Source organism: Pseudonocardia sp. GCM10023141, assembly GCF_042653605.1.
Window position 1 is genome coordinate 22,938 of the sequence record NZ_JBHSIR010000059.1, and the last position, 24,875, is coordinate 47,812.

At 72.4% G+C, this 24,875-nt stretch carries 27 protein-coding genes and 2 pseudogenes; 11 read left to right on the forward strand and 18 right to left on the reverse strand.

All coding sequences use genetic code 11. The annotated features are described in order from the left end of the window. The first annotated feature begins 12 nt into the window (after positions 1-12). Positions 13-702, forward strand: a complete 690-nt coding sequence (locus ACFPFQ_RS33390) for a VC0807 family protein (RefSeq protein WP_379626085.1) — start codon at positions 13-15, stop codon at positions 700-702. A gap of 10 nt (positions 703-712) precedes the next feature. Further along, positions 713-808, forward strand: a pseudogene (locus ACFPFQ_RS33395) (HIT family protein); the annotation flags it as partial. 230 nt (positions 809-1,038) lie between these two features. Here the strand turns inward: ACFPFQ_RS33395 and ACFPFQ_RS33400 are convergent. After that, complete coding sequence (locus ACFPFQ_RS33400) at positions 1,039-1,437, reverse strand: hypothetical protein (RefSeq protein ID WP_379626087.1); 399 nt, start codon at positions 1,435-1,437, stop codon at positions 1,039-1,041. An 84-nt stretch (positions 1,438-1,521) separates the two neighbouring features. Between ACFPFQ_RS33400 and ACFPFQ_RS33405 the strand changes: the two genes are divergently transcribed. Together ACFPFQ_RS33405 and ACFPFQ_RS33410 are read left to right on the forward strand one after the other, a co-directional pair. Then, entirely contained in the window at positions 1,522-1,833 is a 312-nt protein-coding gene (locus ACFPFQ_RS33405) for a hypothetical protein (protein ID WP_379626089.1), read from the forward strand. 56 nt (positions 1,834-1,889) lie between these two features. Beyond that, the gene (locus tag ACFPFQ_RS33410) at positions 1,890-2,459 is read left to right on the forward strand and encodes a hypothetical protein (protein ID WP_379626091.1); all 570 of its coding nucleotides are present in this window, start codon (positions 1,890-1,892) and stop codon (positions 2,457-2,459) included. On the opposite strand, the gene ACFPFQ_RS33415 is transcribed toward ACFPFQ_RS33410, so the two are convergent. Continuing rightward, positions 2,414-3,478 (reverse strand): hypothetical protein, encoded by a 1,065-nt coding sequence (locus ACFPFQ_RS33415; RefSeq protein ID WP_379626093.1) that lies wholly within the window; start codon positions 3,476-3,478, stop codon positions 2,414-2,416. The two genes, ACFPFQ_RS33410 and ACFPFQ_RS33415, sit on opposite strands and share 46 nt — an antisense overlap. Before the next feature lie 85 nt (positions 3,479-3,563). Next, the gene (locus tag ACFPFQ_RS33420; protein ID WP_379626095.1) at positions 3,564-4,028 is read right to left on the reverse strand and encodes a hypothetical protein; all 465 of its coding nucleotides are present in this window, start codon (positions 4,026-4,028) and stop codon (positions 3,564-3,566) included. Between the two features lie 89 nt (positions 4,029-4,117). On the opposite strand from ACFPFQ_RS33420, the gene ACFPFQ_RS33425 reads away from it, so the two are divergent. Next, complete coding sequence (locus ACFPFQ_RS33425) at positions 4,118-4,783, forward strand: plasmid pRiA4b ORF-3 family protein (protein WP_379626097.1); 666 nt, start codon at positions 4,118-4,120, stop codon at positions 4,781-4,783. 142 nt (positions 4,784-4,925) lie between these two features. Here ACFPFQ_RS33425 and ACFPFQ_RS33430 read toward each other — a convergent pair whose 3' ends face one another. Both ACFPFQ_RS33430 and ACFPFQ_RS33435 read right to left on the reverse strand, forming a co-directional pair. Beyond that, positions 4,926-6,128 carry a glycoside hydrolase family 10 protein gene (locus ACFPFQ_RS33430; protein WP_379626099.1) on the reverse strand — a complete coding sequence of 401 codons (1,203 nt, stop codon included), beginning with the start codon at positions 6,126-6,128 and terminating at the stop codon, positions 4,926-4,928. 40 nt (positions 6,129-6,168) lie between these two features. Beyond that, a complete protein-coding gene (locus ACFPFQ_RS33435) occupies positions 6,169-6,606 on the reverse strand; it encodes a MarR family winged helix-turn-helix transcriptional regulator (RefSeq protein WP_379626101.1) in 438 nt (145 codons plus the stop codon). A gap of 96 nt (positions 6,607-6,702) precedes the next feature. Here ACFPFQ_RS33435 and ACFPFQ_RS33440 point away from each other — a divergent pair, with 96 nt between their 5' ends. Together ACFPFQ_RS33440 and ACFPFQ_RS33445 are read left to right on the forward strand one after the other, a co-directional pair. Further along, the gene (locus ACFPFQ_RS33440) at positions 6,703-7,365 is read left to right on the forward strand and encodes a DUF4386 domain-containing protein (protein WP_379626103.1); all 663 of its coding nucleotides are present in this window, start codon (positions 6,703-6,705) and stop codon (positions 7,363-7,365) included. Positions 7,366-7,395: 30 nt separating this feature from the next. Next, positions 7,396-7,776, forward strand: coding sequence for a nuclear transport factor 2 family protein (locus ACFPFQ_RS33445; RefSeq protein WP_379626105.1), 381 nt, complete (start codon positions 7,396-7,398; stop codon positions 7,774-7,776). Positions 7,777-7,800: 24 nt separating this feature from the next. Here the strand turns inward: ACFPFQ_RS33445 and ACFPFQ_RS33450 are convergent, their stop codons facing one another. Genes ACFPFQ_RS33450 through ACFPFQ_RS33460 form a run of 3 tightly spaced genes read right to left on the reverse strand, consistent with a single transcriptional unit; the run spans position 7,801 to position 9,439 of the window. Continuing rightward, positions 7,801-8,349 carry an NADPH-dependent FMN reductase gene (locus ACFPFQ_RS33450; protein WP_379626107.1) on the reverse strand — a complete coding sequence of 183 codons (549 nt, stop codon included), beginning with the start codon at positions 8,347-8,349 and terminating at the stop codon, positions 7,801-7,803. After that, positions 8,346-9,203 (reverse strand): DMT family transporter, encoded by an 858-nt coding sequence (locus ACFPFQ_RS33455; protein WP_379626109.1) that lies wholly within the window; start codon positions 9,201-9,203, stop codon positions 8,346-8,348. The genes ACFPFQ_RS33450 and ACFPFQ_RS33455 overlap by 4 nt, the downstream gene beginning before the upstream one ends. Beyond that, positions 9,197-9,439 carry a hypothetical protein gene (locus ACFPFQ_RS33460; protein WP_379626111.1) on the reverse strand — a complete coding sequence of 81 codons (243 nt, stop codon included), beginning with the start codon at positions 9,437-9,439 and terminating at the stop codon, positions 9,197-9,199. Before ACFPFQ_RS33460 ends, ACFPFQ_RS33455 begins: the two co-directional genes overlap by 7 nt. Before the next feature lie 320 nt (positions 9,440-9,759). Here ACFPFQ_RS33460 and ACFPFQ_RS33465 point away from each other — a divergent pair, with 320 nt between their 5' ends. From ACFPFQ_RS33465 to ACFPFQ_RS33475, 3 genes are all read left to right on the forward strand, one after another. After that, a complete protein-coding gene (locus tag ACFPFQ_RS33465) occupies positions 9,760-11,517 on the forward strand; it encodes a sensor histidine kinase (RefSeq protein ID WP_379626113.1) in 1,758 nt (585 codons plus the stop codon). Next, complete coding sequence (locus ACFPFQ_RS33470; RefSeq protein ID WP_379626115.1) at positions 11,514-12,170, forward strand: response regulator transcription factor; 657 nt, start codon at positions 11,514-11,516, stop codon at positions 12,168-12,170. The genes ACFPFQ_RS33465 and ACFPFQ_RS33470 overlap by 4 nt, the downstream gene beginning before the upstream one ends. Positions 12,171-12,231: 61 nt before the next feature. Continuing rightward, positions 12,232-13,077 carry a PhzF family phenazine biosynthesis protein gene (locus ACFPFQ_RS33475; RefSeq protein ID WP_379626117.1) on the forward strand — a complete coding sequence of 282 codons (846 nt, stop codon included), beginning with the start codon at positions 12,232-12,234 and terminating at the stop codon, positions 13,075-13,077. Positions 13,078-13,100: 23 nt separating this feature from the next. Here ACFPFQ_RS33475 and ACFPFQ_RS33480 read toward each other — a convergent pair whose 3' ends face one another. From ACFPFQ_RS33480 to ACFPFQ_RS33495, 4 genes are all read right to left on the reverse strand, one after another. Continuing rightward, positions 13,101-14,081: an LLM class F420-dependent oxidoreductase gene (locus ACFPFQ_RS33480; RefSeq protein ID WP_379626119.1), complete on the reverse strand. Its 981-nt coding sequence runs from the start codon at positions 14,079-14,081 to the stop codon at positions 13,101-13,103. Positions 14,082-14,143: 62 nt separating this feature from the next. Further along, on the reverse strand, positions 14,144-14,458 hold the full coding sequence (locus tag ACFPFQ_RS33485) for a DUF2695 domain-containing protein (protein WP_379626121.1): 315 nt from the start codon (positions 14,456-14,458) through the stop codon (positions 14,144-14,146). A gap of 201 nt (positions 14,459-14,659) precedes the next feature. Next, positions 14,660-14,896 (reverse strand): hypothetical protein, encoded by a 237-nt coding sequence (locus ACFPFQ_RS33490; protein ID WP_379626244.1) that lies wholly within the window; start codon positions 14,894-14,896, stop codon positions 14,660-14,662. Positions 14,897-15,133: 237 nt separating this feature from the next. Beyond that, positions 15,134-17,386, reverse strand: a complete 2,253-nt coding sequence (locus ACFPFQ_RS33495) for a helicase-associated domain-containing protein (protein WP_379626123.1) — start codon at positions 17,384-17,386, stop codon at positions 15,134-15,136. 155 nt (positions 17,387-17,541) lie between these two features. Here ACFPFQ_RS33495 and ACFPFQ_RS33500 point away from each other — a divergent pair. Continuing rightward, positions 17,542-18,968 (forward strand): annotated as a pseudogene (locus ACFPFQ_RS33500) (amidase). Positions 18,969-18,974: 6 nt separating this feature from the next. Here ACFPFQ_RS33500 and ACFPFQ_RS33505 read toward each other — a convergent pair. From ACFPFQ_RS33505 to ACFPFQ_RS33530, 6 genes are all read right to left on the reverse strand, one after another. Then, positions 18,975-20,042 carry a VWA domain-containing protein gene (locus ACFPFQ_RS33505; RefSeq protein ID WP_379626125.1) on the reverse strand — a complete coding sequence of 356 codons (1,068 nt, stop codon included), beginning with the start codon at positions 20,040-20,042 and terminating at the stop codon, positions 18,975-18,977. Next, complete coding sequence (locus ACFPFQ_RS33510) at positions 20,042-21,028, reverse strand: vWA domain-containing protein (protein WP_379626127.1); 987 nt, start codon at positions 21,026-21,028, stop codon at positions 20,042-20,044. Before ACFPFQ_RS33510 ends, ACFPFQ_RS33505 begins: the two co-directional genes overlap by 1 nt. After that, positions 21,025-21,936: a DUF58 domain-containing protein gene (locus ACFPFQ_RS33515; RefSeq protein ID WP_379626129.1), complete on the reverse strand. Its 912-nt coding sequence runs from the start codon at positions 21,934-21,936 to the stop codon at positions 21,025-21,027. The genes ACFPFQ_RS33510 and ACFPFQ_RS33515 overlap by 4 nt, the downstream gene beginning before the upstream one ends. Before the next feature lie 5 nt (positions 21,937-21,941). Then, entirely contained in the window at positions 21,942-22,952 is a 1,011-nt protein-coding gene (locus ACFPFQ_RS33520; protein ID WP_379626130.1) for an AAA family ATPase, read from the reverse strand. 27 nt (positions 22,953-22,979) lie between these two features. Further along, positions 22,980-23,747, reverse strand: a complete 768-nt coding sequence (locus ACFPFQ_RS33525; RefSeq protein ID WP_379626132.1) for a S1C family serine protease — start codon at positions 23,745-23,747, stop codon at positions 22,980-22,982. 187 nt (positions 23,748-23,934) lie between these two features. Further along, complete coding sequence (locus tag ACFPFQ_RS33530; RefSeq protein ID WP_379626134.1) at positions 23,935-24,654, reverse strand: ABC transporter ATP-binding protein; 720 nt, start codon at positions 24,652-24,654, stop codon at positions 23,935-23,937. Between the last annotated feature and the right edge of the window lie 221 nt (positions 24,655-24,875).

Sequence of the window (24,875 nt, forward strand, 5' to 3'; positions counted from 1 at the left end):
ATCCTACCGCCGATGACCGGCGCGGCGGCCGCAGAACCGGGCCACTCCTTCGACAGCAGGTCGATGCTGCTCAACCTGGCCCTGACGGCGATCTTCGACATCGGGCTGGCGATCGTCGCGTTCAACGTGGCGTCGAGCTGGGGCGCGAGCGACCAGGTGGCGTACCTGATCTCCGGGATCGGCCCGCTGGTCATGATCGTCATCACCTGGATCCGGGCGCGGAAGCTCAGCGGGGCGTCGATCGTGATCCTGGTGTTCCTGCTCCTGTCCTCGGCAGCGGCGTTCATCGGCGGCTCCGATTCACGGTTGCTGATCGTCAAGGACTCGGTGGTCACCGGCGGCTTCGGCCTCGCCTGCCTGCTCTCGGTGCTGCTCGCGAAGCCGCTCATGTTCTACTTCGGCGCGAAGTTCGCCACCGACGGCACGAGGGAAGGCCTCGACCGCTGGTACGGCCTGTGGCAGTACCCCGACTTCCGCCGCTCCCAGTACCTGGTCAACGCCGTCTGGGGTATCGGGTTCCTCGTCGAGGCGGGCCTGCGGATCCTCGTCGCGTACACGGTCGCGAGCTTCGACACCGCGTACACGATCAGCACGATCCTGCCGTTCGTGTTCCTGGCCGGGCTGATCACGTTCACGATGGTGGCCGGCATGCGCACCCGCAACGCCGCCGCCGCCCGGATCGCGAACACCGCAGCGCGCTGACCGCGCTCGCATGAGCGATCAGTGCCTGTTCAGCGGGATCGTCGAGGGCCGCGTCCCGAGCGTGAGGGTGGCCGAGGACGACACGACCTACGCCTTCATGGACATCAACCCGGCCTCGGACGACCACCTGCTGGTCATACCCAAGCGGCACAGCCAGGACTGCTGCGGTGCCGACGCCTGGCAGACCGAGTTCCACTTCCACCTGCACGTGGTGCCGCGCTACGTCGACAAGGCGAAGGACCGGCTGACGCTGCCCTGGCGGCCGGAGGTCCCGGGCGAGGGCACGCGATCACGGCGCTGGGCGAGCGGCTCGCCGCGGCGCTCAGCTGACGACCGTCACCACGCCGGTGCCGCGCCGACGGCATCGGAACGGGGCTCGGGCACGCGGTCCCGGACGAGCACGACCCCGAAGGTCACGACCCACACCAGCCACAGCAGGAACCCGGGGAGGTCGACGTAGGCGAAGGCTGCGAGGCCACCGCCGAGCGTCACGGGCGTCAGCACCGCACCGGCGAGCAGGACGGCAGCGGACACCAGGCCGAGGCCCCCGTGCCAGGCCCGCAGCGCTCTCGTGCGCAGACCCACGACCGAGAAGCCGATCAAGGCGGTGGCGAGCGAGACGCCGTTGATCGAGAACACGGCGTTGTGCAGCTCCCACAGCCCACCGGCGGGCGGCGCCCCGGACAGCAGCGCTGCCTGCGCGGCGACGGTGCCCGCGAACAGCACGTTCTGCATGATCAGCCCGATCGGCCCGACACGACCCGCGGCCTCGCCGACCTGGCCGCGGCCGAGGGTGACCCGGCCGGGCAGATCGCGGCGATGGTGGCCTTCGACCGGCGGTTCATGGAGCGCGGCGGCGACGTCATCGCCACACTGCGCGACGCCGGGCGCGTCGAACCCGACCTCGCCGCCGCCCACCGGCAGGGCCGGAGCCGGGCGATGGACCTGCGACGTCGGGTGATCGGGGCCTGGCCTGCGGGAACCGTCCGCGACGTCGAGGAGGCGTGCGCCACCTACGCCGGCCTGTGCAACATCGACACCTACCGCTCGCTGATCGAGGAGCAGGGCTGGTCGCCGGATCGGGTGGAGCGGTGGTGGCGGGAGTCGCTGGTGCGGCTGCTGCTGCCGTGAGGGGGCATCCCTCGATCGGCGGCGCACCCCGGCGCCGATCGGCGCGTTGATCCGGCGTGACACGAGCAGCGCTGCGGGCCTTCGGGTGGACGGGCCACCCGATGGCGGAGACCACGATCTTCAACTGCCGGTTCGTCCCGGTCGTCAGCCTCAGCCCGTCCGCGCACCGGCTCCGGGTGGAGGATGGTGCAGGCCCGCAGTTCGACGACGACACGCTCGCGATGTGGGAGTGGCCGAAGAGCGCCGGCCTGGCGCCGCCCCCGTCGGCGGTGCAGCTGGTGGCGGCCCTGTTCGTCGCGCCGAAGGGCTGCCGAAGGCGTGACCTCACCGCGGCGTCGGCCTGGCGCGGCTTCGGCCCGTCGGCCGTGTTGGCGGCCGAGCCGGCGGGTGATCTGCTGCGGATGGAGTTCGGCATGCAGGGCATCGGCCTGGCCGTCGGCACAGCGGATGCGCCGGTGGTCGAGGTGGTCGTGCCGGCCGCAGAGGGCAGGCGGGCTCCGGCCCGGCGTCGGGTCGCCGACCGCTGGGTGGAGGAGTCGCTCTACCAGCAGGCCATCGAGCAGGGCCTGTTCGACGTCACTCAGGGTGAGACCGCCCTCGTCGGCACCTCCACCTCGAACCAGTAGCGCAGCGCGTCCGGCCGGTTCCACCCCAGCGCGACGTCCTCCATCTCGAGGTAGCGGGTCAGCGCGTGGTCGCAGTGCCCCCGCCAGCTCGCCTGCCGCACCACCGGGTCGGGATCCTGCAGCAGGCCCGCCCGCAGATCGAACAGGGTGACCAGCGCATGGACGAACGCTGCGCGCCCCTGCTCGTCGCGACTGCTCAGGCGGGCGAGCCGGTCCAGCGGCTCCCCCTTGCATCCCGGGCACGGGCACTCGCGCCACAGCGAGCTCTCCGGATCGGACTGGACCGCGACGGCGATCCGCTGGATGTCGACGTAGGCGAGGCAGTCGCGCACGAGGGTGGAGACCGCCGGCGCGCCCCCGAACCCGCTGGAGCCGATCGGGTACAGGTGCCGCAACCCCGACCGCGTGCCGACCGCGGCGGCGAGCGCGCCGTGGCACAGCAGCCCCAGCGCCGAGACGTCGCACCGCAGCTGGATCACCGGCACCCCGGCCCCCAGCAGGGCGAGCAGCCCGCGGAGCGTCCGCTGCACCCCGAGCGGGTCGCCGCGGTGTTCGAGGACGACCGCGATCGGTACCCCCGCGGCCCGCACCCGTTCGACGAGGTGATGCAGCCCGCCGTCGGGCGCGAGCCACCAGGTGTGCAGCGGCAGCACCGCGACGACGTCACCGAGACCGGCGGCGGCGTCGAGGACGGTGGCCAGACCGTGACCGTCACCCATGGCGACGTAGCCGGAGTCGGTGAGGACGGGGAGGCCCGCCTCCCGCTGCACGGCCAGCCAGCTGCGGTCGAACGGCTCGGCGGCAGGCACCCGCCTCTTCCCGGCGTAGCGCGCCGCGTCGACGAGGAACGGGCGCCCCTTCGCCACATCCGCGTACGCGCGGACCGCGCGGCGATCCCGGGTGGTGACCACGACCCCGGTGCCGGGACGGTCGATCAGCTCGAAGGCGGCACGGGCCTCCGGGACGTCGCACTGGACGAGGAGCACGTCCCGGAGCGATTCGAGCAGCGCAGCGTCCAAGAGCAACCCCCTCAGCGACACCCGCCTACGAAGGGTAGCAACGGGGTGACCGTGTGATGGGGGCTTTGGACGAAGTCGTGCGCCGTCAGAGCGGGACGACCAACCGTGCCTTCCCCTGCTCGGCGGCGTAGTTGAGCGTGTACCAGGTGCCGCCGCCGACGGACTCGTCGCCGCGCGGGAACCCGATCACGAGAGCGGAGTGATCCACCATCCACCGGTTCCGCGCGTGGTAGGCGGCCTTGCCGAGCAGCGTGGCGCCCATCTCGACGACCTCGGACAAGCGGTCCTCACCGCGCAGCCGCTCGATGACGTCGGCGGAACCCGTCGGTTGATCGACGATCCGGCAGGGCACCACAACGGTCAGCTCGGCCGCGGAGTTCGTGGCCAGCCACTGCAGGGCGGCGGTGTCCACGCCGGACGCGCCGCCGACGTAGAAGTGGGACTTGAGCTCGGAGAAGGGCCTCAGATAGGCCTCGAAGGCCTCCGCCAACTCGTCGACGGGAGCGTCGCCGATGCTGCGGGTGCCGGTGATCGCCACACTGCGTTCCACTCGGTAGCGCTCCTTTGTGAGTCCATCAGTGCCTCGGATGAACGTACCGCTCCCAGCGGCCCGTGGGCCCGGCATCAGACCTTCGGTTGATGCCGAATCCGGCGCGGGTCGGGAAACCCGAGGCTGACGTAACCCGGCGCCCGCTTGGCCAGCGACGACGCGAGCACACCCGTCTCGACGTCGTGGTAGTCGCGCACCTCGACCAGGTGCTTTCCCGGGCACGGCCGCTGGGCCGGCCCGACGAACCTCCCGCCGGACTCCCGGAACAGCGCGCCGACCCCAAAGACATCGTCCAGCTGAAGATCCGACTGGACCGATACCGGCCGCAGGTCTGGCGCCGCATCCTCATCCCGGCGGGCGCAAATCTCGAACTGCTCCATCACGCCATCCAGGTCACGTTCCAATGGGGCGGCGACCACCTGCACAAGTTCACCGTCGAGGAGACGGACTACTCCCATGCGGGCTTCGAGCTCTACAACTGTCTGGACGAGAGGGAATCCGCTCTTCACGCCGTCCTCGCACGGCCCGGATCGAAGATCTGTTACCTCTACGACTTCGGGGACTGCTGGAACCACACCATCACGTGGGAGAAGACGGTCGAACGGGATGCCGGCCTGCGCTACCCGCACTGTGCGAGCGGAGGTGGCGACTACCCGATCGAGTACTGGGACCCGGATTCGGACCGGAAGGCCGACCCGTTCGATCGGGACGCGCTCAACGTGAAACTGCGTTGCCTGACCCGGATGTCCCGCTGACGACCGGCCCGTGCGCACGAGCCGACTTCGCATGCCGTCGCCAGTCCGCGCATACGTTCCAACTCCTGCGAACACGGGTAACGGTATGCGAGGTCGGGAGGACGCCTCCCGCTGCGGCGGCAGGCCGCTGAGAGGCGACACCTCACCGGGGCCCACAACCGCCCTCGGCCACCACCCGCTCCATACCCACCCGGGCGTTGGTCGCCAGCGAGGTGGCACTGAAGTACGCGTTGCCCCGCACCTGCGGATACCGGGCGTTCACCGCGAGGTGGCGGGCGAGCTCCCCATCGTCCCAGGCCGGTGACGAGCCGACCTTGTACGCCGCCTGCCCCACGTACAGGGCGCACGGCGTGCCCGCCACCAGGCCCGCCCACCAGGCCACCAGCGTGGAGTAGTCGGCCACCGGGTGCCCGATCTCCCAGTAGATCTGCGGGATCACGTAGTCGAGCCAGCCCTGCTTCACCCATGTCCAGGTGTCGGCGTAGATCGCGCTGAACGACTGTGTGCCGCCCGTCGCCGAGCCGCGGGGGTCGGCGGCGGCGGTGCGCCAGATGCCGAACGGGCTGACGCCGAACGGGACGCCCGGTTTCGCGGCGTGCACGCGGTCGGAGAGGCTCTTGATCAGCTGGTTGACGTTGTCGCGGCGCCAGTCGCCGAGGTCGGCGAAGCCGTTGGCGTGCGCCGCGAACGCCGCCCCGTCGGGGATCTCCTCCCCCGCCACCGGATACGGGTAGAAGTAGTCGTCGAGGTGCACGCCGTCGACGTCGTAGCGGGTGACGGCGTCCATGATCGCCGAGGTCACGAAGTCGCGGACCTCCGGCAGCCCCGGGTCGTAGTAGAGCCCGCCGCCGTAGCCGAAGATCCAGTCCGGGTGCCGGCGCGCCGGATGGTTCTCGGCGAGCTGTCCCGGGTCACCCTGCGTGCTCACGCGGTAGGGGTTGAACCAGGCGTGGAACGCCAGCCCGCGCGCGTGCGCCTCCGCCACGAGGAACGCCAGCGGGTCGTAGCCGGGGTCCGCACCCTGGGTGCCGGTGAGCCACGCCGACCACGGCTCGAACGGTGACGGCCAGGAGGCGTCGGCCGTCGGGCGGACCTGCACCATCACCGTGTCGAGGCGCAGCGCCACCGCGTTGTCGAGGATCGCGCGGTACTCCTGCTGCTGGTCGGCGACGCTCAGACCGCGGCGGCTGGGCCAGTCGATGTTGGCGACCGTGGAGATCCAGACCGCGCGCATCGTGGCGCTCGCCTCCCCGCACGACGCCGCGGGCCGCGCCGCGCCCGTCATGCACAGGCCGGCCGCACACGCGCCCAGGATGGTCAGCATGCGCCGCCGGTCGACCTGCATCACCGGAGTCTGACGCACCGCGGCGTGGCCGGGTAGCGCGTCACCCGTCGGAGTCGGAGACGTTGGCGTGCATGCGGTCCAGCAGCTCGGCCAGCGTCGCTTGATCCTCAGTGGACAGTCCGGCGCGCAGGCGCACGTCGTGCTCGACCGCGGCGTCGCGCAGCTTCAGGAACAGTGCCTCCCCGGCCGGGGTGGTCTCGACCAGGTGCACCCGACGGTTGGCCGGATCGCGGCGGCGCGTGATGAGCCCGTCGCTCTCCATCGCGTTGAGGTGATGGGTGAGCGTGGCGCCCTGGATGCCGACGGCGGCCGCCAGCTCGCGCTGGTTGCCCAGCTGCTGGGTGTGCAGCGAGAGCAGCACCAGCCAGATCGGCAGCGACCCGCCGGCAGTGGCCAGCCGCGCGTCGAAGGCCCGGCTGACGGCCTTGGACGTGCGACTCAACGTGAGCCCGATCGGGCGGTGGACAGGTGGCGGCACGAGCCGAACCCTATCACACGGTTCGACAGCTAATCGATTGACAACGAATGATTTGACATCTATGTTTCTGGCCGAACCCACCCTGGAGGAATCGCGATGACGATCACCGAAGCTCGCCGGAACGGCCCACCGCCCGTGCTGCTGGCCGGCATCTCGCTCGGCCTGCTGGTGGCGGGCCTGGCCATCAGCGCCGCGCTGGGCGGCACGATCCCCTCGCCCTTCGGCGACGCCACCGCGATCACGTCCTACTTCGCGCAGCACCCCGCCGCGGTGCAGGCGAGCGCGCTGTTCACGTTCGGCTCGGCGGTGCCGCTGGCACTGCTCGCCGCGACCGTCAGCACCCGCCTGCGCACGCTGGGTGGGACGGCGCCCGGGGCGACGATCGCGCTGGTCGGCGGCGTGGTCAGCGCCGCGATGCTCAGCATCTCCGCGCTGCTCGGATGGGTGCTGTCGCGCCCCGAGGTGAGCGCCGATCCGCCACTCGTCCGCGCCCTGCACGACCTGACGTTCCTCACCGGTGGTGTCGCCCATGTGGTGTTCCTCGGCCTGCTCGTCGCCGGCGTGGCGGTGCCCGGCCTGCTGGCGGGCGTGCTGCCCCGGTGGCTCGCGATCACCGGGATCGCCATCGCCGCCGTTGCGGAGCTCGCCACGCTCTCGCTGCTCTGGGACGGGGTCTCGATCCTGCTCCCCATCGCCCGGTTCCCCGGCCTGATCTGGCTGGTCGTCGCGGGCTACCTGCTCCCCCGTCGCGCTGTCTGACCCTGCCGCACTCCACCGAGAGGAAACATCATGAGCACCGACCAGATCCGCGAAACGGGCCGCCGCTGGGCCGCCGCCGAGGTCCGTGGCGACGTCGCCGAGCTCGCCGCCATGGCCACCGCCGACGTCATGCTCGTCGGGCCGCTGGGCTTCGTGCTCGACCGCGACCAGTGGGTCGAGCGCTACCGCAGCGGTGACCTCGTCACCCACGAACTCGACTGGGACGACGTCACGATCCGCGAGTACGGCGACACCGCGGTGGCCATCGGGCGGCACACCCAGCGGGCCAGCCACCAGGGACGACCCGTCGACGGCCGGTTCCGGGCCACGCACGTGCTCGTCCGCGTCGACGGCCGGTGGCTGGTCGCCAGCATCCACCTGAGCCCGATCGCCGCCCCGCCCATGCCCTGAGCGGGGACCCGTGCTGCGGCCCCGTTAACGGGTGGCAGCACGGACGTGGGCCGCCACCGCTGCGAGCTGGGCAGCCAGCCCGGCCCGCACGGCGGCGTCGGCGACGGCGCCGTCCGGTGCCAGCGCGTCGCGCCGGACCTCGATGCGCACGCAGGCCGGCCCGATGACGTCGGCGTCGACGTAGCCGAGCACGCCGGCCAGCGCGGCCGTGGCACCCTCGCCGCGGCCGGGGGTGCCGACGTTGATCCAGGCCACCGGTTTGCGGTACAGCTCGCCGCTGCCGACCACCCAGTCGAGGGCGTTCTTGAAGCTGCCCGGCAGGTTGCCCGCGTACTCCGGCACGCAGAACACCACCGCGTCGGCTGCCGCGAGCCGCCGCCGCAGATCGGTCACCGCGGCGGGTGGCTCCCGCTCGTCCTCGGGAACGAAGGCCGGCAAATCCACCAGCCGTTCCCACAACGCGGCGTCGACGCCGTCGGGGGCCACCTCGATCGCCGTGCGCAGGGCAGCGGTGTTGGTGGAGCCGCTGCGGGTGCTCCCGGAGACCAGCAGCACCCGCACCACATCCGTCATCGTGAGGCTCCCCACGCCATGCCGCAGCAGACCAGCGCGGCAGCGACGACCAGGATCGGCGACAGCGGCTCGCCGAGCAACAGCACCGCACCGACCGCCGTCAGCACGGGGATGGCCAGTTGCACGGTGCCGGCCATGGTCGCCGAGACGGAGCGCTGGGCCGCGTACCAGGCGACGTAGGCCAGCGCCGTGGTGCCCGCGCCCATCGCCACACCCCAGACCAGACCGGGAACGGAGACCGCGACGCCCGTTGCCGCGGTCACCCCGGCCACCGGCAGGGCCGCGACGGCGACCACCACGAAGTGCCCGGTGGTGGCCACCCGCGGATCGGCGACGGTGCGCCCGGCGGCGGTGTAGAGGCCCCAGGCGATGCCGGTGGCCGCGAGCAGCAGCACGCCGAGCGCCGTCACCGTGCCGAGCGCGTCCCAGGCCAGCAGCGCCACCCCGGCCAGCGCCACCGCGGCTCCGAGCATCCGGCGGGGTGGCACCGCGGCACGCGTCACGATCTCGTGCGCCAGCAGCGTCAGCAACACCGCGGCGTAGAAGACGAACGTGCCTGCTGCTGCACCGATGTAGAGGTAGCCGATCGAGATGCAGGCGGCGTAGCAGCCCAGCCAGAGCGCCGGCAGCAGGTTCGCCCGCCCGACCACCGGTCGTTCCCGGCGTGCCAGCGCGATCCCGACGAGTGCGACGGCACCGGCGATGAACCGGACGGCGCTCAGCAGCGCCGCATCGAGCAGCCCGTCCCCGACGACATGGCGGGTGATCAGCGAGTTGGCCGCGAAGGCAACGAGGACAGCAGCCAGCAGCAACGTCGTGCGGGCGGTCCCGACCCGCGGTTCGGTGATCACCATGACGGCGCGCTCGCCGGACGCGGCACCTCAGGTTCGTCCACGATGAGGCGGCCGCGCCGGGCGAGCAGGGCGAACAGCAGCCGCAACGGGCGCCGGACCGTAGGGGCGTTGCCGCCGGGGCGCTCCGTGGTGGCCTCGCGGACGGACTTCGCGAGCCGGAACTCCGCGGCCGCGCGCTCCATGTCGTTGCGGTGCAGGCGGACGAGCTCGGCGGCGAGCGAGGTGTGGTGGTGCATCGGGGGCTCCTCGGAGTGGGCCACCCAGGGAGTTGTCCCGCGATGTGCCACAGCGGTACGGGCACTGGGTGGGTCAGGACGGTCATCAGCAACGCTAAGCACCGGCGAGGCCCACGAGATCGGGATCAGTTCCCCATATTCACCGGCGGTTCCCCATCTTTCGACCCACCTGACCACGGAAGTCGTACTGTCAAAGCCCCAATCGCGGATTGAGTGCTTCCCACCACTCATAGCGGGCAAAGCACGCAGGCCGACCATCCCGCCCGCGCAGTCGGTGGATAGGATTCGTCCGTCTGAGTCCGGGGGGATCGGTGAAGTCCATGCGCGCCGACGTGGCCTTGACGGTCCATCTCTCCGCGGCACCCCCCGCACCCGTCGCGTCCACCCGGCTCGCGTTGCCGCTGCTGGGTTTCACGGCGCTCGCAGTGCTCGGCGCGGTCGCCTCGTGGTGGCACCTGTGGCGCACCGAGGCCGCCACCGGGGTCGTCAACCTCGTCGTCGCCGTCTCGTTCATGATCACCGCAACGGTGCTGCACGCCGACCCCCATCAGCGGCGGACGGCCCGCGAGATCGGGTTCTCCACGCCGTTCTACCTGACGTCGTGGGGATGGACCTGGCCGCCGGAGTGGCAGCACAGCCCGTTGCCGCTGGTGTCGTTCGCCGGCGGCTACCTCTGGTTCGTCTTCCTCGGCTCGGCGCTCACCCGCTACCCGCACAACCGGCTCGACCGCCGCTACGAGCGCTTCCTGCTCCTCGGATTCGGAGCCTGGATCGTCGGGATGAAGCTGGTGCTCGCGGCGCTGTCACAGCCCGAGTGGGCCGGTTTCGCCCCCGGTGCGTGGTGGCTCACCGTCGCACCCGACCTTCCCGTCTTCACGCTGCTGACCACGATCTTCAACGGCGTGCTCGTGGTGTTCGTGGTCGGGCTGCTCACGGTGCTGCTGCTGAAGATCCGCCGCAGCCTGGGCGTCGACCGGATCGATGCCCTGCCCGCGGTGATGGCCGCGAGCGCGATCGCGCTCGTCGGTGTCCCCTACGTGATCACCAAGATCCTCGGCCTGCCCGGCGGCGTCCAGGACGCGCTGCGGGTCGCCACGGCCCTCGCGGCGCTGTGCACACCGATCTCGTTCCTCGCCGTCGTCGTGCGCCAGTACGTGATCCGGTCGGCCGCGGCGGAGGTGCTCCCGCGGATCTACTACGCACCCACCGTCCACGACGTGCGGGCCGAGCTGCGCCGCACCCTGCAGGACCCGGCGCTGGACCTGTGGTTCTGGCGGGCCGCCGAGGGAAGGCACCTCGACATCGACGGCCACGCCGCCGAACCGACGGGTGCCGGCGGCCGGTTCCTCGTCGACGTCCGCTCCGCCGCCGACCGGCCGCTGGCTGTCATGGGCACGAGCACGTCGCTGCAGCGCCACCGCAAGCTCGTGGAGTCGGCCGCCTACGCGCTCGGGTTGGCCATGGAACGCCAGGCCGGGGCCGCCGCGGCCGCCGCGTCGAGCGCCCGCCTCGGCGAGGCCGAGCTCTCCGCGCGTCGCGCCGTGGCCCGTGACCTGCACGACGGCGCCCAGCAGATCCTGCTCACCGCGCAGCTGCGCCTGGCCGTCGCGCAGCGCCGGGCCGACCCCGCCACCCTGGACGCCATCGAGCACGCCCGGGCCGACGTCACGGCGGCGCTCGGCGTGATCAGGGGCCTGGCCAGCGGAAAGGCCTCGGAAGGTGGCCTCACCGCCGCGCTCGCCGAACTGGCCGGCACGGCCGAGATCCCCGTGGAGCTCGGCGTCACCGACGAGGAGCTGCCCACCCGGATACAGCGCCAACTGTGGTTCATCGTCTCGGAAGGACTCACCAACATCCGCAAGCATGCGAGGGCCGCCACGGCCGCCGTCTCCGTGGAACGCAGCGGCGACGATGTGGTGGTCCACATCCTCGACGACGGGCGCGGCGGCGCCGACGCGGCCCGTGGCAGCGGGCTGGCCGGGTTGGCGGAGCGGGTGCACGAGCTCCACGGCTCGCTGCAGGTCGTGAGCCCTGTGGGCGGCGGCACCACCATCACCGCGAGGTTCCCGTGCGCGTGATCATCGCCGATGACCACCCGGCCTTCGTCGAGGGTCTGCGCTTCTGGCTCACCGAGATCGGCATCGACGTGGTGGGTGCCGCGCGCAACGCCGACGAGCTCATCGCGCTGGTGCGCGCCGACCCACCCGACGTGGCGATCACCGACATCAGCATGCCGCCGGGCTTCGACGACGAGGGGTTGCGGGCTGCTGAGACGCTGACGGCGGTGCAGCCCGACGTCGCCGTGCTGGTGCTCTCGGCCTACCGGGAGCCGGAGTGGGCCACCCGGCTGCTGCATCGGCGCCCTTCCCGGGTCGGCTACCTGCTCAAGCACAACGTCACCGATGCGGCCCGGCTGGGTGAGGCGCTCGAGCGGATCACCCAGGGTGGCGTCGCGATCGACCCGGAGATCGTGGCCGACCTGGTGGCCCGGCGTTCGGTGACGGCCGCGCTGGAGTCGCTGACCGACCGGGAGCAGCTGGTGCTCACCCACGCGGCACAGGGCCGGAGCAACCGCGGTATCGCGACGGTGCTGGGCATCGCGGAGCGGACCGTGGAGAACCACATCACCCGGCTGTTCCAGAAGCTGGACCTGCCCGACGGCAACCAGCGGGTGCTGGCGATCCTCGAATGGCAGAAGGCGCAGGGACAGCGGGCGCACGGCTCCCGCTGACCAGACCACCGTTGCCGGATTGGCCCTGGGCCGGTCATCGCGTGCGGCTCAGGATCGGTGCATGGTCACTCGCCGTTTCGCCCAGGTCGACGTCTTCGCCACCACCCCCTACAGCGGCAACCCGCTCGCCGTCGTCGTCGACGGCGACGGGTTGAGCGGCGCGGAGATGCAGCGCTTCGCGAACTGGACGAACCTGTCGGAGACGTCGTTCCTGCTGCCGCCGACGACCCCGGACGCCGACTACCGCGTCCGGATCTTCACGCCGGTGGAGGAGCTGCCCTTCGCCGGCCATCCGACGCTCGGCAGCGCGCACGTGTGGCTCGCCCACAACGACGACCACGACCGCGACGACCACGACCGCGACACCGTCGTGCAGGAGTGCGAGGTGGGGCTGGTGACGTTGCGCCGCAGCGACGAGGGCCTGGCGTTCGCGGCGCCGCCACTGCGCCGTTCCGGCCCGGCCGACGACACCACCCGCAAGCACGTGGCGGCCGGCCTGCGCATCGACCCGGAGGCGATCGAGGCGATCGAGTGGGTCGACAACGGCCCCGGGTGGGTCGCGGTGCTGCTGGCGGACGCGAAGGCCGTGCTCGCCGTCTCCCCCGGCTACGTCGACTCCTCGGTGGGGCTGGTCGGCCCGCACCCCGCGGGCTCCGAGCACGCGTTCGAGGTGCGGGGGTTCTTCCCGAAGGACGGGGCGACGGTGGAGGACCCGGTGACGGGAAGCCTGAACGCCAGCATCGCCCAGTGGCTGCTCGCGAGCGGCCGGGCCACCGCGCCCTACCTCGCCAGGCAGGGCACGGTGCTGGGACGCAGCGGGCGGGTGCGGATCGACCAGGACGGCGACGGCACGATCTGGGTGGGTGGCAACACCCTCACCTGCGTGCGGGGCGAGGTGGAGATCTGATCGGCGGTCGGCTCCTGGGATGCTCAGCCCACGAGCTTCTTCAGGGTGCGGCCGGCCAGGTCCACCACGCCCGGCTCGTGGCCGTTGGTGACCAGGTTGACGATGAGGCCGTCGATGCCCGGGTCCAGGACCCTGGCCTGCAGGTCGGCCGCCACCGTGTCCGGGTCGCCCACGAACTGCCGCGACGTGGCCGCCTTGCGCTGCTCCTCGGACAGGGTGTCCAGGTCGACACCGCGTGCCCGCAGAAACTCCCGCTGCGCCTGGCGTGCCCGGTCGCCGTCCTCGTCGATCATCACGAACGCCAGGAAGCTGGTCTCGAGAGTGGAGCGGTCCCGGCCGGCCTCCTGGCACCGCTGCGCCAGTGCGTCGAGCTTGCGCGGCAGCTCCGCCGGATCGCAGATGATGTTCATGTGCTGGGCGAACCGGGCCGCGAGCGCGAAGGTCTTCTTCTCGCCGCTGCCACCCAGCATGACCGGCAGGTCGTCGCGCAGCCGCGGCTCGTTCATGGCGGACTCGGTGCGGTACCACTTGCCGTCGAACGTCGGGCGCTCGCCGCGCAGCATCGGCACGATGATCTGCAGGGCCTCGTCGAGCCGTTCGAACCGGTCGGTGAAGGTGCCGAAGTCGAACCCGAGCTGCTGGTGCTCCAGCTCGTACCAACCGGCGCCGATGCCCAGCACCGCGCGGCCGCCGCTCACGACGTCGAGGGTGGTGACGGTCTTCGCCAGCAGCGTCGGGTTGCGGTAGGTGTTGCCCGTGACCAGCGCCGAGAGCTGGATGCGCGACGTGGCCGTGGCGAGCGCGCTCAGCGCCGAGTACGCCTCGAGCATCGGCTCGTCGGGGGCACCGATGCCGGGCAGCTGGTAGAAGTGATCCATGACGAACGCGGCGTCGAAGCCCGCGCTCTCGGCCTCTCTGGCCTGCGCGATGACGGTCGGGAACAGCTCCGCCACCGAACCGGAGTAGCTGAAGTTGGGCATCTGGTAACCGAGGCGAATGCTCACGATCGAACGCTACGACTTCGAGTGCGCTCGAAGTCAAGCGCGGCAGCACCGCGAGGCCCCGATCAGGCATCGTCGTCGTCGAGATCGGTGACGCGCTCGGGATCGGGGAAGACGTTGAACAGGACCTCGCAGTCGCAGAAGCCGCCGTTGTCCTCCAGCTCGCCCTTCAGCCGGGGCCACGGCACGTGGGCACCCACGGCCCACAGGCGTGCGCCGCGCAGCGTGTTGTCGCAGCCCCGCGCGGCCAGCGCGGTGTCGAGCGCGGCGACCAGATCGCCGATCTGGGTCGGGGTCAGCGTGACCGCGGTTCGCGCCGCCCCGTCGTCGTCGTCGAAGGCATCACCGAGGGCGTGGTCGAGGTCATCGAAATCTCTCATGGCCCGACGGTGTCCGGGCGGTCCGACAGGACCGGACGCACCGGTCCCGCAGGGCCGGAGTTATCCACAATTCGACGGGCCTGTTCGGGCTAGCAGTGCGTCGTCACCACATGGGGCGCGGATGGCCGGAAGGCCACCTTCCCGCAAGAATCTTGCGGGAAGGTGGCAGTGGCCTTCCTGCAACCCGTTCGGGGGCGCCGATCAGGGCATCGCACCGGCAACGGCGAAGAAGAACACCACGTACAGCGCGCAGACGATCAGTGCCAGTCCCGAGCAGACGAGGCCGGCGATCGCCATCCCGTGTCCTGTCTGCCCTCCGCTGCGCGTCGCCGGCAGCGCCACGCATCCGAGCACGATGCTCACGATCAGGAGCGGCCAGGCCACGACACCGAAGAACGGTATCCAGCAGAACAGGATCGCCAGGATGCCGAGGATCATCGACGTCACGGCGGCTCCGCTGGTGCGAGGCACCGCTGAGACCACGACGTACTGCGGATGCTGGTAGGGCGGCGGGTACACGTGCGTCAACTCCCTGGGTTCGACGAATGGTCGCTCCCTGTCGGGTCGCCGTTACCCATCGCAGATCAGCCGGCCGGATCACCGTTCGGGTCGCCCCACCGCGCGGCGCGATCGCACCCCGGTACGTCAGGAGGGACGCCCTGCTGACGTCGCACCTCACCCCGCCGGCGCCACCGACTCGATCCCGGGCACGGCGAACTCCCGATCCCCCGACCGCAGGTAGCACCACGAGTAGAGCCACCGGTCCCACAACTCCTTGGGCGCGATGTCGCGCTCGCTGAGGTTGCCGTCCTTGTTGCGGTACCGGATGTGGACGGCGCGATGGTTGTCGAGGGCGTCGGCGAGCAGGGCGAGCTCGGCGAAGTCCAGCTGCGCCGTCATCGCGCCGAGACGCAGGAAGGTCTTCGACGGCGGCGGCGGGACATGGGTGGGGCTCGACAGCCGGGTGGCGAGCTCGGCGGCATCCAGCGTCGCTCGTCGGGGACGCTCCGCACCTGCCGGCTCGGGCGGTGCGACCTTCCGGGCGACGACCACGGCCCCGGCGGCGCTCTCCTGCACCGGGGCGAATCCGGCGGCCCGGAGCTTGGCCAGGACCTCCTTGATCTCGACCGAGCTGCTCAGGACCGTGGGAGCGAGCTGGGTGAGGTGCAGCTTCGCGAGGGAGCGGGTGTGGAGGATCTCCGCGATCTCCGGCTCCGAACCGACCAGGCACGAGCGCGATCCGCGCACCCGGACGCTCCCGTGGCGGCGGGCGACGTCGGTGAGCAGGTAGTCCAGCGGCTGCGGCAGCTCGCGGCCGGAGACCGCGGCGAGCTGGGTGCGGAGCTCGTCTGCGGTCCACCCGGCGTCGAGTGCGGCCCGCACGCTCGCCGGCGTGAACCGCCAGGTGGCGGCCACCCCCTTGCCCTCCGGCACGGCGCTCGCGGCGAGCAGTTCGGCAGCCTTCGAGCTGGCCTGCCCGGAGACGACCGCGGTGAGGTCGGACTGCAGCACCAGCAGGCCGCGGGTCTCCGGGAGCAGGTCCGCCGCCCGTGCCGCCAGCTCGGCGGCGGCAGCGGGCCCGGCAGCCGCTTCGACGAGCAGCTCCCCCAGCTCCGTGAGCCGGTCGCCGGTCAGCACGCCCAGCAGCGCGCCCTCGTGCTCGGCGGCGGCCACCTTCCGGGCCCGGCCCTCGTCGTCGTAGTGGTGCATCGGGCTGAACCAGTCGAGCTGCTCGGCAGCCGCGCGCAGCGACCGGCCGCCCGCCGCGGCCCGCAGCAACGCCCGGCGGACCACGCCGGCCATCGACCCCATCGCCAGCGGTGGGGACACCTCGCCGTCGTCGGTCTCACGGCTGGTCGGCGCCAGCTCCAGCGCGAACCAGGCGAGCGCCGCCTGCGCCCAGCGCGCCGCGAGGGGCTCGTCGCGCCAGCGCGCGTACGCTGCGGCAGGGGCGTAGCCCGCCAGGGTGGGCACGAGCTGGCCGATCGCGTGCGCGACGTCGATCCACAGCGCCGGGTCGGCGACGCCCAGCCGCGTGGCCAGCCGTTTCCGTTCCCGCGTCCCGATCCCGCCCTTCCGCAGCTCCGCGAGCGGGGCGACGGCGGCCTCGTCGAGCAGCGAGGTGAGCGCGAGGAGGGCGGCCTCGGCGCCCGCGCGGCCGTCGTCGGTCGCCGAGGTCGCCGGGGGCAGGTCCGGGTGTCCGGTCAAGGGATCCGGCTCGTGCATCATCAGCGCGACGGCCACCTCGCGGGGCAGCTCTCCGTTGCGGAACCGGCCACCGATCAGCAGCCCCGCCTCGATCAGTTCTGTCTCCGGGCCGCCGATCGTGCCGAACCGGATCTGCCCGGCGAGTCGCAGCAGCTGGTCCAGGTGCCGCTGCGCGGGCGGCGACAGGGCCATCACGGATCGGACGACCGTTGCCGAATCGGCGAGCCGGGCGGCGAGCTGCTCGGTGAGGGCGGTCTTGCTCGTTCCGGCCGGGGTGCCGCCGAGCCCGGCGAGCGCATCCCGGAGCCCACCGACCGGAGCTTCCTTGGCGAGCACCGACAACGGCCGGAATCCCTGCAGCGCCTCGTTGAACTGCCGCGCCAGCCGCTCCGGGAGCTCCAGCGTGCCGTCGGACTCCCAGACCAGCCCTCGCTCGCCCAGTCGATCGACGACGGCCCGCACCACCGCCTCGGGGCTGTGCAACCGCTGCGCCACCACCGCGACGGACACGCTTCCCAGCAGCGCGACCGCCCGCACGACGGCCACGTCGTCGCTCGTGAGCTGCACCAGCTCGCGCACCAGTGACGTGGTGCCACCGAGGCGCAGCGCCAGCTCGTCGAGCGTCCGCGGGGCCGGTTCGACCAGCACATCGGGGCGGCGCTGCAGCAGTGCGGTGAGCGCGCGAGCGCCCAGTGTCTGGAGGTGGTGGTCGAGCGACATGGCCCTTATCGCACCACCGCCGCCGATCTGGCGGTGGAGCGGGTCGCGCGAGTTACGGTGTCTCGATCCCGCCTGGAGCGGCTCGGAGACCGGAGAGGCTCTGCCTGGACCACCCGGACTACCGCCGCCACGACGCCGTCGGGCTCGCCGAGCTGGTGGCCAAGCAGGATGTCTCCCCGGAGGAGCTGCTCGCGGCGGCGATCGACCGGGCCGGTGTCGTCGACGGGCGGATCAACGCCATCAACCGCCCGATGCACGACCTCGCCGGGCAACGGGCGCGCGCACCGCTGTCGGGGCCGTTCGCCGGCGTCCCGTTCCTGATCAAGGACCCGGGTCAGCACTACGCGGGCCTGCCGACGGGCAGCGGTTCGCGCTCGCTGGCCGATCACCCGGTGGCGGCCCACGCGGAGGTGGTGCAGCGCTGGCTCGACGCCGGGCTGGTCGTCTTCGGCAAGACCAACACACCCGAGTTCGGCGCCAAGGCCATCACCGAGCCCGTCGCGGGCGGTCCCACCCGCAATCCCTGGAACACCGCGCACACGCCGGCGGCTCGTCGGGAGGATCGGCCGCAGCGGTCGCCGCCGGCATCGTCGCGGTCGCCGGGGCGAACGACGGCGGCGGCTCGATCCGCATCCCGGCCGCCTGCTGCGGGCTGTTCGGGCTCAAGCCCGGCCGCGGGCTCGTGCCGGACGGCCCGCAGGTCGGCGAGCACCTGCACGGGGCGGCCGTCAACGGCGTGATCTCACGGTCGGTCCGAGACACCGCCGCCATGCTCGACGTCCTGACCGCGCCCGATCCGACCGGCCCGTTCCTCACCTCGCGGCCGGACGGCACCTTCCGCGACCTCGCCGGTCGCGACCCGGGCACCCTGAAGATCGGGTTCACCACCACCTCACCGCTGGGCACGGCCGTGCACCCCGAGGCGATCGCGGCCGTCGAGGACGCGGCGGCGCTGCTCACGTCGCTCGGGCACCATGTCGAGCCCGCCACCAGCGGCGTCGACGAGCGCAGGCTGGCCACGGACTTCCTCACGATGTGGTTCGCCGCCGTCGCGGCCCAGGTCGACGAGGCCCGGCGCACCACCCGCTGCGGCCCGGAGGCGTTCGAGCTCGACACGCGGATCATGGCCGCGATGGGGCGGGCCACCTCGGCGCCGGCCTACATCGCCGCGCACGACAACTGGAACGACCACACGCGCCGCCTCGCCGCCTTCCACCAGCGCTACGACCTGCTGCTGACGCCGACGCTGGCGCGTCCACCGGTCCGCATCGGGGAGCTCGCGGCCCCCCGCGCGGTCGAGACGCTCAGCAAGGCGCTGCTCGCGGTGCGGGGCGCGGGGCTGCTGGCCCGCACGAACATCGTCGACACCCTCATCGACCAGAACCTCAGCCCGGTCCCGTTCACCCAGCTCGCCAACATCACCGGACGGCCCGCCATGTCGGTGCCGCTGCACTGGACTGCTGCGGGGCTGCCGCTCGGCGTGCAGTTCGTGGGTCCGCTGGGTGGTGAGGGCCGGATGCTCGGCCTCGCCACCCAGCTCGAGTCCGCGCGGCCGTGGTTCGACCGCGAACCACCGCTCTGAGAGCGATCAGTTCGGGAACGCCGTCCAGCGCGCCGCCGCCCACACCCCGAGCAGCAGCAGCGCGGCCGCCACCGCCACCAGTGCGACGCTGATCTCCTCGTCCCGGTGCTGCGTCGCGACGCTGCGCGGCAGGTCTTTGAGCACGGTCTGCAACCGGTCGGCGTCGCTCGCGGCGAAGTACTCGCCCCCGGTCACCCTGGCCACCTCCCGCAGCGTGGCCTCGTCGGCCACGAGGAAGTTACCGCCCCCGCCACCGCCGCCGCCCCGGCCGCCGCCACCGCCGAACCCCTCGAACCCCCGGCCGCCCAGCTGGGCCGCCGTGCACACCATCGACGTGGGGTTGCGGGTGCCGAAGCCGATCGGGTAGACGCGCACCCCGCGCGCCGCGGCGATCTCGGCGGCCGCCACCGGCTCGGCGCCGCTGGTGTTGGCGCCGTCGGTGAGCAGGACGACGATCTCCGGTGCGTAGGTGCCCGGCGCACGGGTCACCGGAGGCGTGGCGCCGGGCACGGGGTCGGCCTTGGCGACGGCCGGGTCGATCTCGGAGATCGCGTCGACGGCCTTGAGGATCGCGGCGCCGATCGTGGTGCCGCGGCCGGTCGTGAGCGTGTCGATGGCGTGCAGCAACGGGTCGCGTTCGGTGGTCGGGGCGACCGCGACCTGCGCGAACCCGGAGAACAGGACGAGCCCGATGCTCGTGCCCGCGTCCTGCGCCTGCACGAACTCCCGCACGGCCGCCTGCGCGGCCGAGAGGCGGTTGGGGGCCACGTCGGTGGCGCACATCGAGCCCGACACGTCGAGCGCGAGGATCAGCGCCGACTCCGAGACGGGCACGTCCAGGCTGACGTGCGGGCGCGCCGCGGCGACCGCGAGGAACGCGAACGCGCCCAGTACCAGCGCGAACGCGGCGTGGCGGCGCCACGTCGAGCGCGGCGGCGCCGCGGCGCGGATGACGGCGAGGCTCGAGTACCGCACCGCGTGGCGCCGCCGTCTGCGCAGCTGCCAGACGTACACCGCGATCAGCAGCGGCACGGCAAGGAGCGCCAGCAGCGCCCACGGCCATTCGGCGCCCATCACCACACCGCCCGTCCGAACCAGGCGAACGAGAGCCCGACGCCCACCAGCACGAGCAGTGCGGCCACGGCGGCGAACAGTGCGGTGATCTCGATGCGCTCGGGTTGTGCCGTCCACTCCAGATCGATGGAGCGGTACACCTGCGCCAGCTCCTGCTCGTCGGCGGCCGCGAAGTAGCGGCCGTCGGTCAGCGAGGCGATCTGCTTGAGCAGCGGCTCGTCCAGCGCGGTCGCCACCTGGAAGCCATCGATGTCGAGCACGGTCCCCTCCGGCCTGCCGAGCCCGATCGGGTACACCTTCACCCCCGCGCTCGAGGCCAGCTGCGCGACGTCGAGCGGGTCCGGTGCCACGGTGTTCTCGCCGTCGGAGAGCAGCACGATCGCCGCCGATCCGTGGTAGCCCAGGTCCTGGCCCTGCGGTTCGACGGAGTCGCTCGGGGCGTCCACCAGCACGGTCCTCCCGACGATGGCGCTGAGCGCGGTCTGCAGGCCGCGCGCGAGCGCCGTGCCGCCCGACGGGGTGAGGCGCTGGATCGCCGCGAGCACGCTCGTCCGGTCGGCGGTGGGCTCCTGGGCCACGAGCCCGCTACCGCTGAACGCCACGACCCCGAGTCGGACGCTCGCCGGTTGCTGCTCCACGAACGTGCGGGCGGCCGCCTTCGCGGCGTCGATCCGGCTGGGTGTCAGGTCCTTGGCGCCCATGCTCGCCGACACGTCGAACGCGAGGATCACCGTGCCCTCGCGACGCGGGTTGGGCACGGTCGCCTCGGGCCGGGCCAGTGCCGCCAGCAGCAGCACCAGCGCGACGAGGAAGAGCGCGGGGGGCACGAACCGCCGCCGCCCACCTGCGGCCGCCGGTGCGACCAGCCCGAGCGCGGCCAGCTCGGCCCGCCGCGCCGCGCGCGACCGCAGCAGCTGCCGGTACCACCACACCACCAGCGGGACGACGAGCAGCCCGAGCAGCAGCCACGGCCAGCCGAAGGTCATCGCTGCGCAGCCCGTCGCGGGTGGCTGCGCAGCGCAGCGATGCGGAACAGCGCGCGCACCATGTCCTCGTCGGTGGAGACGGTGAACAGGTCGAGTCCGGCCGAGCGCAGGTCGGCGACGAGCGTGGCCTGCCGCTCGTCGGCGCCGGCACGCAGGCGCCGCTGGAAAGCCGGATCGTCGGTGTTGACGAGGATGACCTCACCGGTCTCGGCGTCCTCCACGTAGATCATCCCGGCGGCCGGGAGGTCGAACTCGCGCGGGTCCACCACCTGGATGGCCACCACATCGTTGCGGCGGGCGAGCTGGCGCAGCAGCCCCTGCCAGCCGGTCTCGCTGAGGAAGTCCGACACGATCACGACGAGCGAGCGGCGCCGCAGTATCCCGAGCGCGGCACGCAACGCCGTGGTCAGGTCGGTGGGGCCGGCGTCGGGCGGCGGTCCCTGCAGCAGCCGCGAGAGGATGCGCAGCACGTGGTTGCGCCCGTTCCCCGGCGGGATGGTCTCGCGGATCCCGGAGTCGAACAGCAGCGCGCCGACGCGGTTGCCACCCCGCGACAGCACCTGCGCCACGGCGGCGGCGACCTCGGTGAGCACCACGTGCTTGCGGCGCTCGACCGGTCCGAAGTCCATCGAGGCGGAGCTGTCGAGCAGCAGCCATGCGGTGACCTCGCGGTCCTCGCGGTACTCCCGCACGTGCGTGACGTCGGTGCGGGCCGTGACGTTCCAGTCGACGTGGCGCAGGTCGTCGCCGTACTGGTACTCGCGCAGGTCGGTGACGTCGACGCCGGTGCCGCGGAAGATCGTGCGGTAGTCGCCCTGCAGCCGCCCGTCGAGGCGGCGCAGCACCCGCCACTCCAGGCGGCGCAACACGCGTTCGGGTGTCAGCGCCGCCGGACCGGTCGCGGCCATGCCGGTCACGGCCTGCTGGCAGTGGCGGCGCCGCGCTCGGGGTGCTCGATCGTCGGCAGCGGCACGGCTGCGAGCAGCGGGGAGAGCAGGTCGTCTGCGGAGACGTCGTCGGCGAGCGCCTCGTAGGACAGCACGATGCGATGGCGCAGCACGTCGCGCGCCAGCTCCTTGGCGTCGCTCGGCAACGCGTAGTCGCGGCCACGCAGGAACGCGAGCGCCTTCGCACCCAGCACCATGTTGATCGACGCGCGCGGGCTGGCCCCGAACGAGACGTACCGGGCCAGTTCGGGCAGGCCCACCGTGGCGAGGTCGCGCGTGGCCGCGCTGACCCGCACCGCGTACTCGATGATCTGCGGGTCGACGTACACGGCGTCGGCCGCGCGCTGGAACGCGAGCAGGGTGGCGGTGTCGAGCACCGGTGCCGGGGGCTCCTGCGCGGAGATCATCCGTTCGACCACCACGTACTCCTGCGTCGCGGTCGGATAGCCGACGAGGACCTTGAACATGAACCGGTCGAGCTGCGCCTCCGGCAGCGGATAGGTGCCCTCGGACTCGATCGGGTTCTGCGTGGCCATCACGAGGAACGGATCAGGTGCCGGGAAGCTCTCGCGCCCGATCGTCACCTGCCGCTCCTGCATCACCTCCAGCAGCGCGCTCTGCACCTTGGCCGGCGCGCGGTTGATCTCGTCGGCGAGCAGGAGGTTGGCGAAGACGGGGCCCAGCGAGATCTGGAACTCGCCCTCGCGCTGGTTGTAGATGCGCGTGCCGACGACATCGGCCGGCACGAGGTCGGAGGTGAACTGGATCCGCTGGAACTGGCCGCCGATCGACTGGGCCAGCGCCTTGATCGCCATCGTCTTGGCGAGCCCCGGCACGCCTTCCACGAGCAGGTGGCCGCGGGCGAGCAGGGCCACGAACATGCGCTCCAGCAGCCCGTCCTGGCCCACGATCGTCTTCTTGACCTGGTAGAGCGCCTGCTCGAGCGGGAGCGTCGGCGCTTCGGCGTGCTGGTCCATGAGACTCCCGGTCCGCAGGTGTCGCGATCAGTACTGGGGGCCGCCGGCGGCGCCGCCCGCGGTGGCGATCGGGACGGCGAAACCGATCCCGACGAAGAAGTCCTGCTTGGCCGGGTTGGCCAGTGCCGTGACGATGCCGACGACCTGGCCGGCCCTGTTGAGCAGCGGGCCGCCGCTGTTGCCCGGGTTGACCGCGGCGTCGAACTGGATGAGCCCGGACAGGGCGTGCCCGGTGTCGGCGTCGATGCTGCGGTTGGTGGCCGACACGACCCCCGCGCTCAGGCTGCCCCGCAGGCCCAGCGGGTTGCCGACGGCGAAGACGGTGGCCCCGACCGGCGGCGGCACGGCCATCACCGCGGGCACCACCACCTGCGGGAGCCGGTCGACGGCCAGCACGGCGATGTCGTTGGCGGCCTCGGAGCCGGCGATCGTGGCGACGGCCTTCGTGCCGTCGGCGAACTCGACCTGGATCTGGGCGGCGCCGTTGACGACGTGCAGCGCGGTGAGGACGGCACCGCGGGCGTTGATCACGACGCCGCTGCCGAGCCGCGACTCGGTGGCGCCCGCCGCGACGTCGGGTCGTTGCGAGGTGACGGTGACCAGCGACGGCCCGATCGACTGGTAGGCCGCGGTGGCGTTCTCCGGTGCGGCCTGCTCGGCCTTCTGCTGCGCCTCGATGCCGTGCTGCACCGCCTGGTCGACGTCGGCCCGGGTCAGCGGGGCCGGCCCGGGCGCCGCGATCCACCACACCACGAGTGCCAGCACCACGATGGTTGCGGCCGCACAGACCAACACGATCCACCGTCTGCGAACACGATCCCGGCCGGGCGGGGCTGCGGCCGGCTCGTCGACCGGCGGGGCCGTCCCGACCGCTCGCATGCGTCGAACGCTACGCCCGGAACGCCCTGTTCGCGGCGCTCCGGAACCCGGATGCCCCGGATGCCGCAGCGCCGCGATGCTGCGGCGCCGCGGCCCCGGCCCATCAGCCGGCCAGCGAGAGGCTCCAGAACTCGGCGTACCGGCCCCCGCGGGCCAGCAGCTCGTCATGGCTGCCCTCCTCCACGATCCGGCCGCCGTCGAGGAAGACGACGCGATCGGCGCGCCGGACGGTCCGCATCCGGTGCGCGACCATCACCACCGTCCGGCCCGCCATCAGCCGCTCGATGCCGTCGTGGACGGCGGCCTCGTTCACCGGGTCGAGCGCGGAGGTCACCTCGTCGAGCAGCACGACGGGTGCGTCCTTCAGCAGCGCCCGCGCGATCGAGACCCGCTGGCGCTCGCCCCCGGACAGCAGCGCACCCCACTCGCCGACGTTCGTGGCCGCACCGCCGGGGAGCAGCTCGATCACCTCGTCGAGCCGCGCCGCGGCCACCGCGGCCCGCACCTGCGCCGCGGTGGCGTCGGGACGGCCGAGGCGCACGTTCTCCTCGATCGTGGCGTCGAAGAGGCAGACGTCCTGGAAGACGACGGCGAACTGCGCCATCGACGTCGCGGTGTTGATCGCACGCACGTCCACGCCCCCGATGCGCACCGCGCCCGCATCCACGTCGTGGAACCGCGCGAGCAGCTGCAGCAGGGTGCTCTTGTCCGCGCCCGACGGTCCGACGACGGCGAGCCGCTGCCCCGCAGGCACCGGCAGCGACACGCCGTCGAACAGGTCGCGCGCGCCGACCAGGTCGTCCTGCTTGAACGTCGGATCCACGGGATCAGCCCTCCGATCTGCCGCGCGTTGCCGGCGGCGTCCTTCGCACCGCTGCCCGCGGCATCGATCGCCTTGAGCGCGACCTCGCGGGCCGCGTCGATCCCGCTCATGTTGCGGAACATGGCCCCGTCGCGCAGCGCGCCCAGCAGGTCGCACGCACCGGCGGCCGCGGACAGCGGCCGGTCGTCGGGACCGGACCCCTGCTGGGGCGCTGCCGCCGG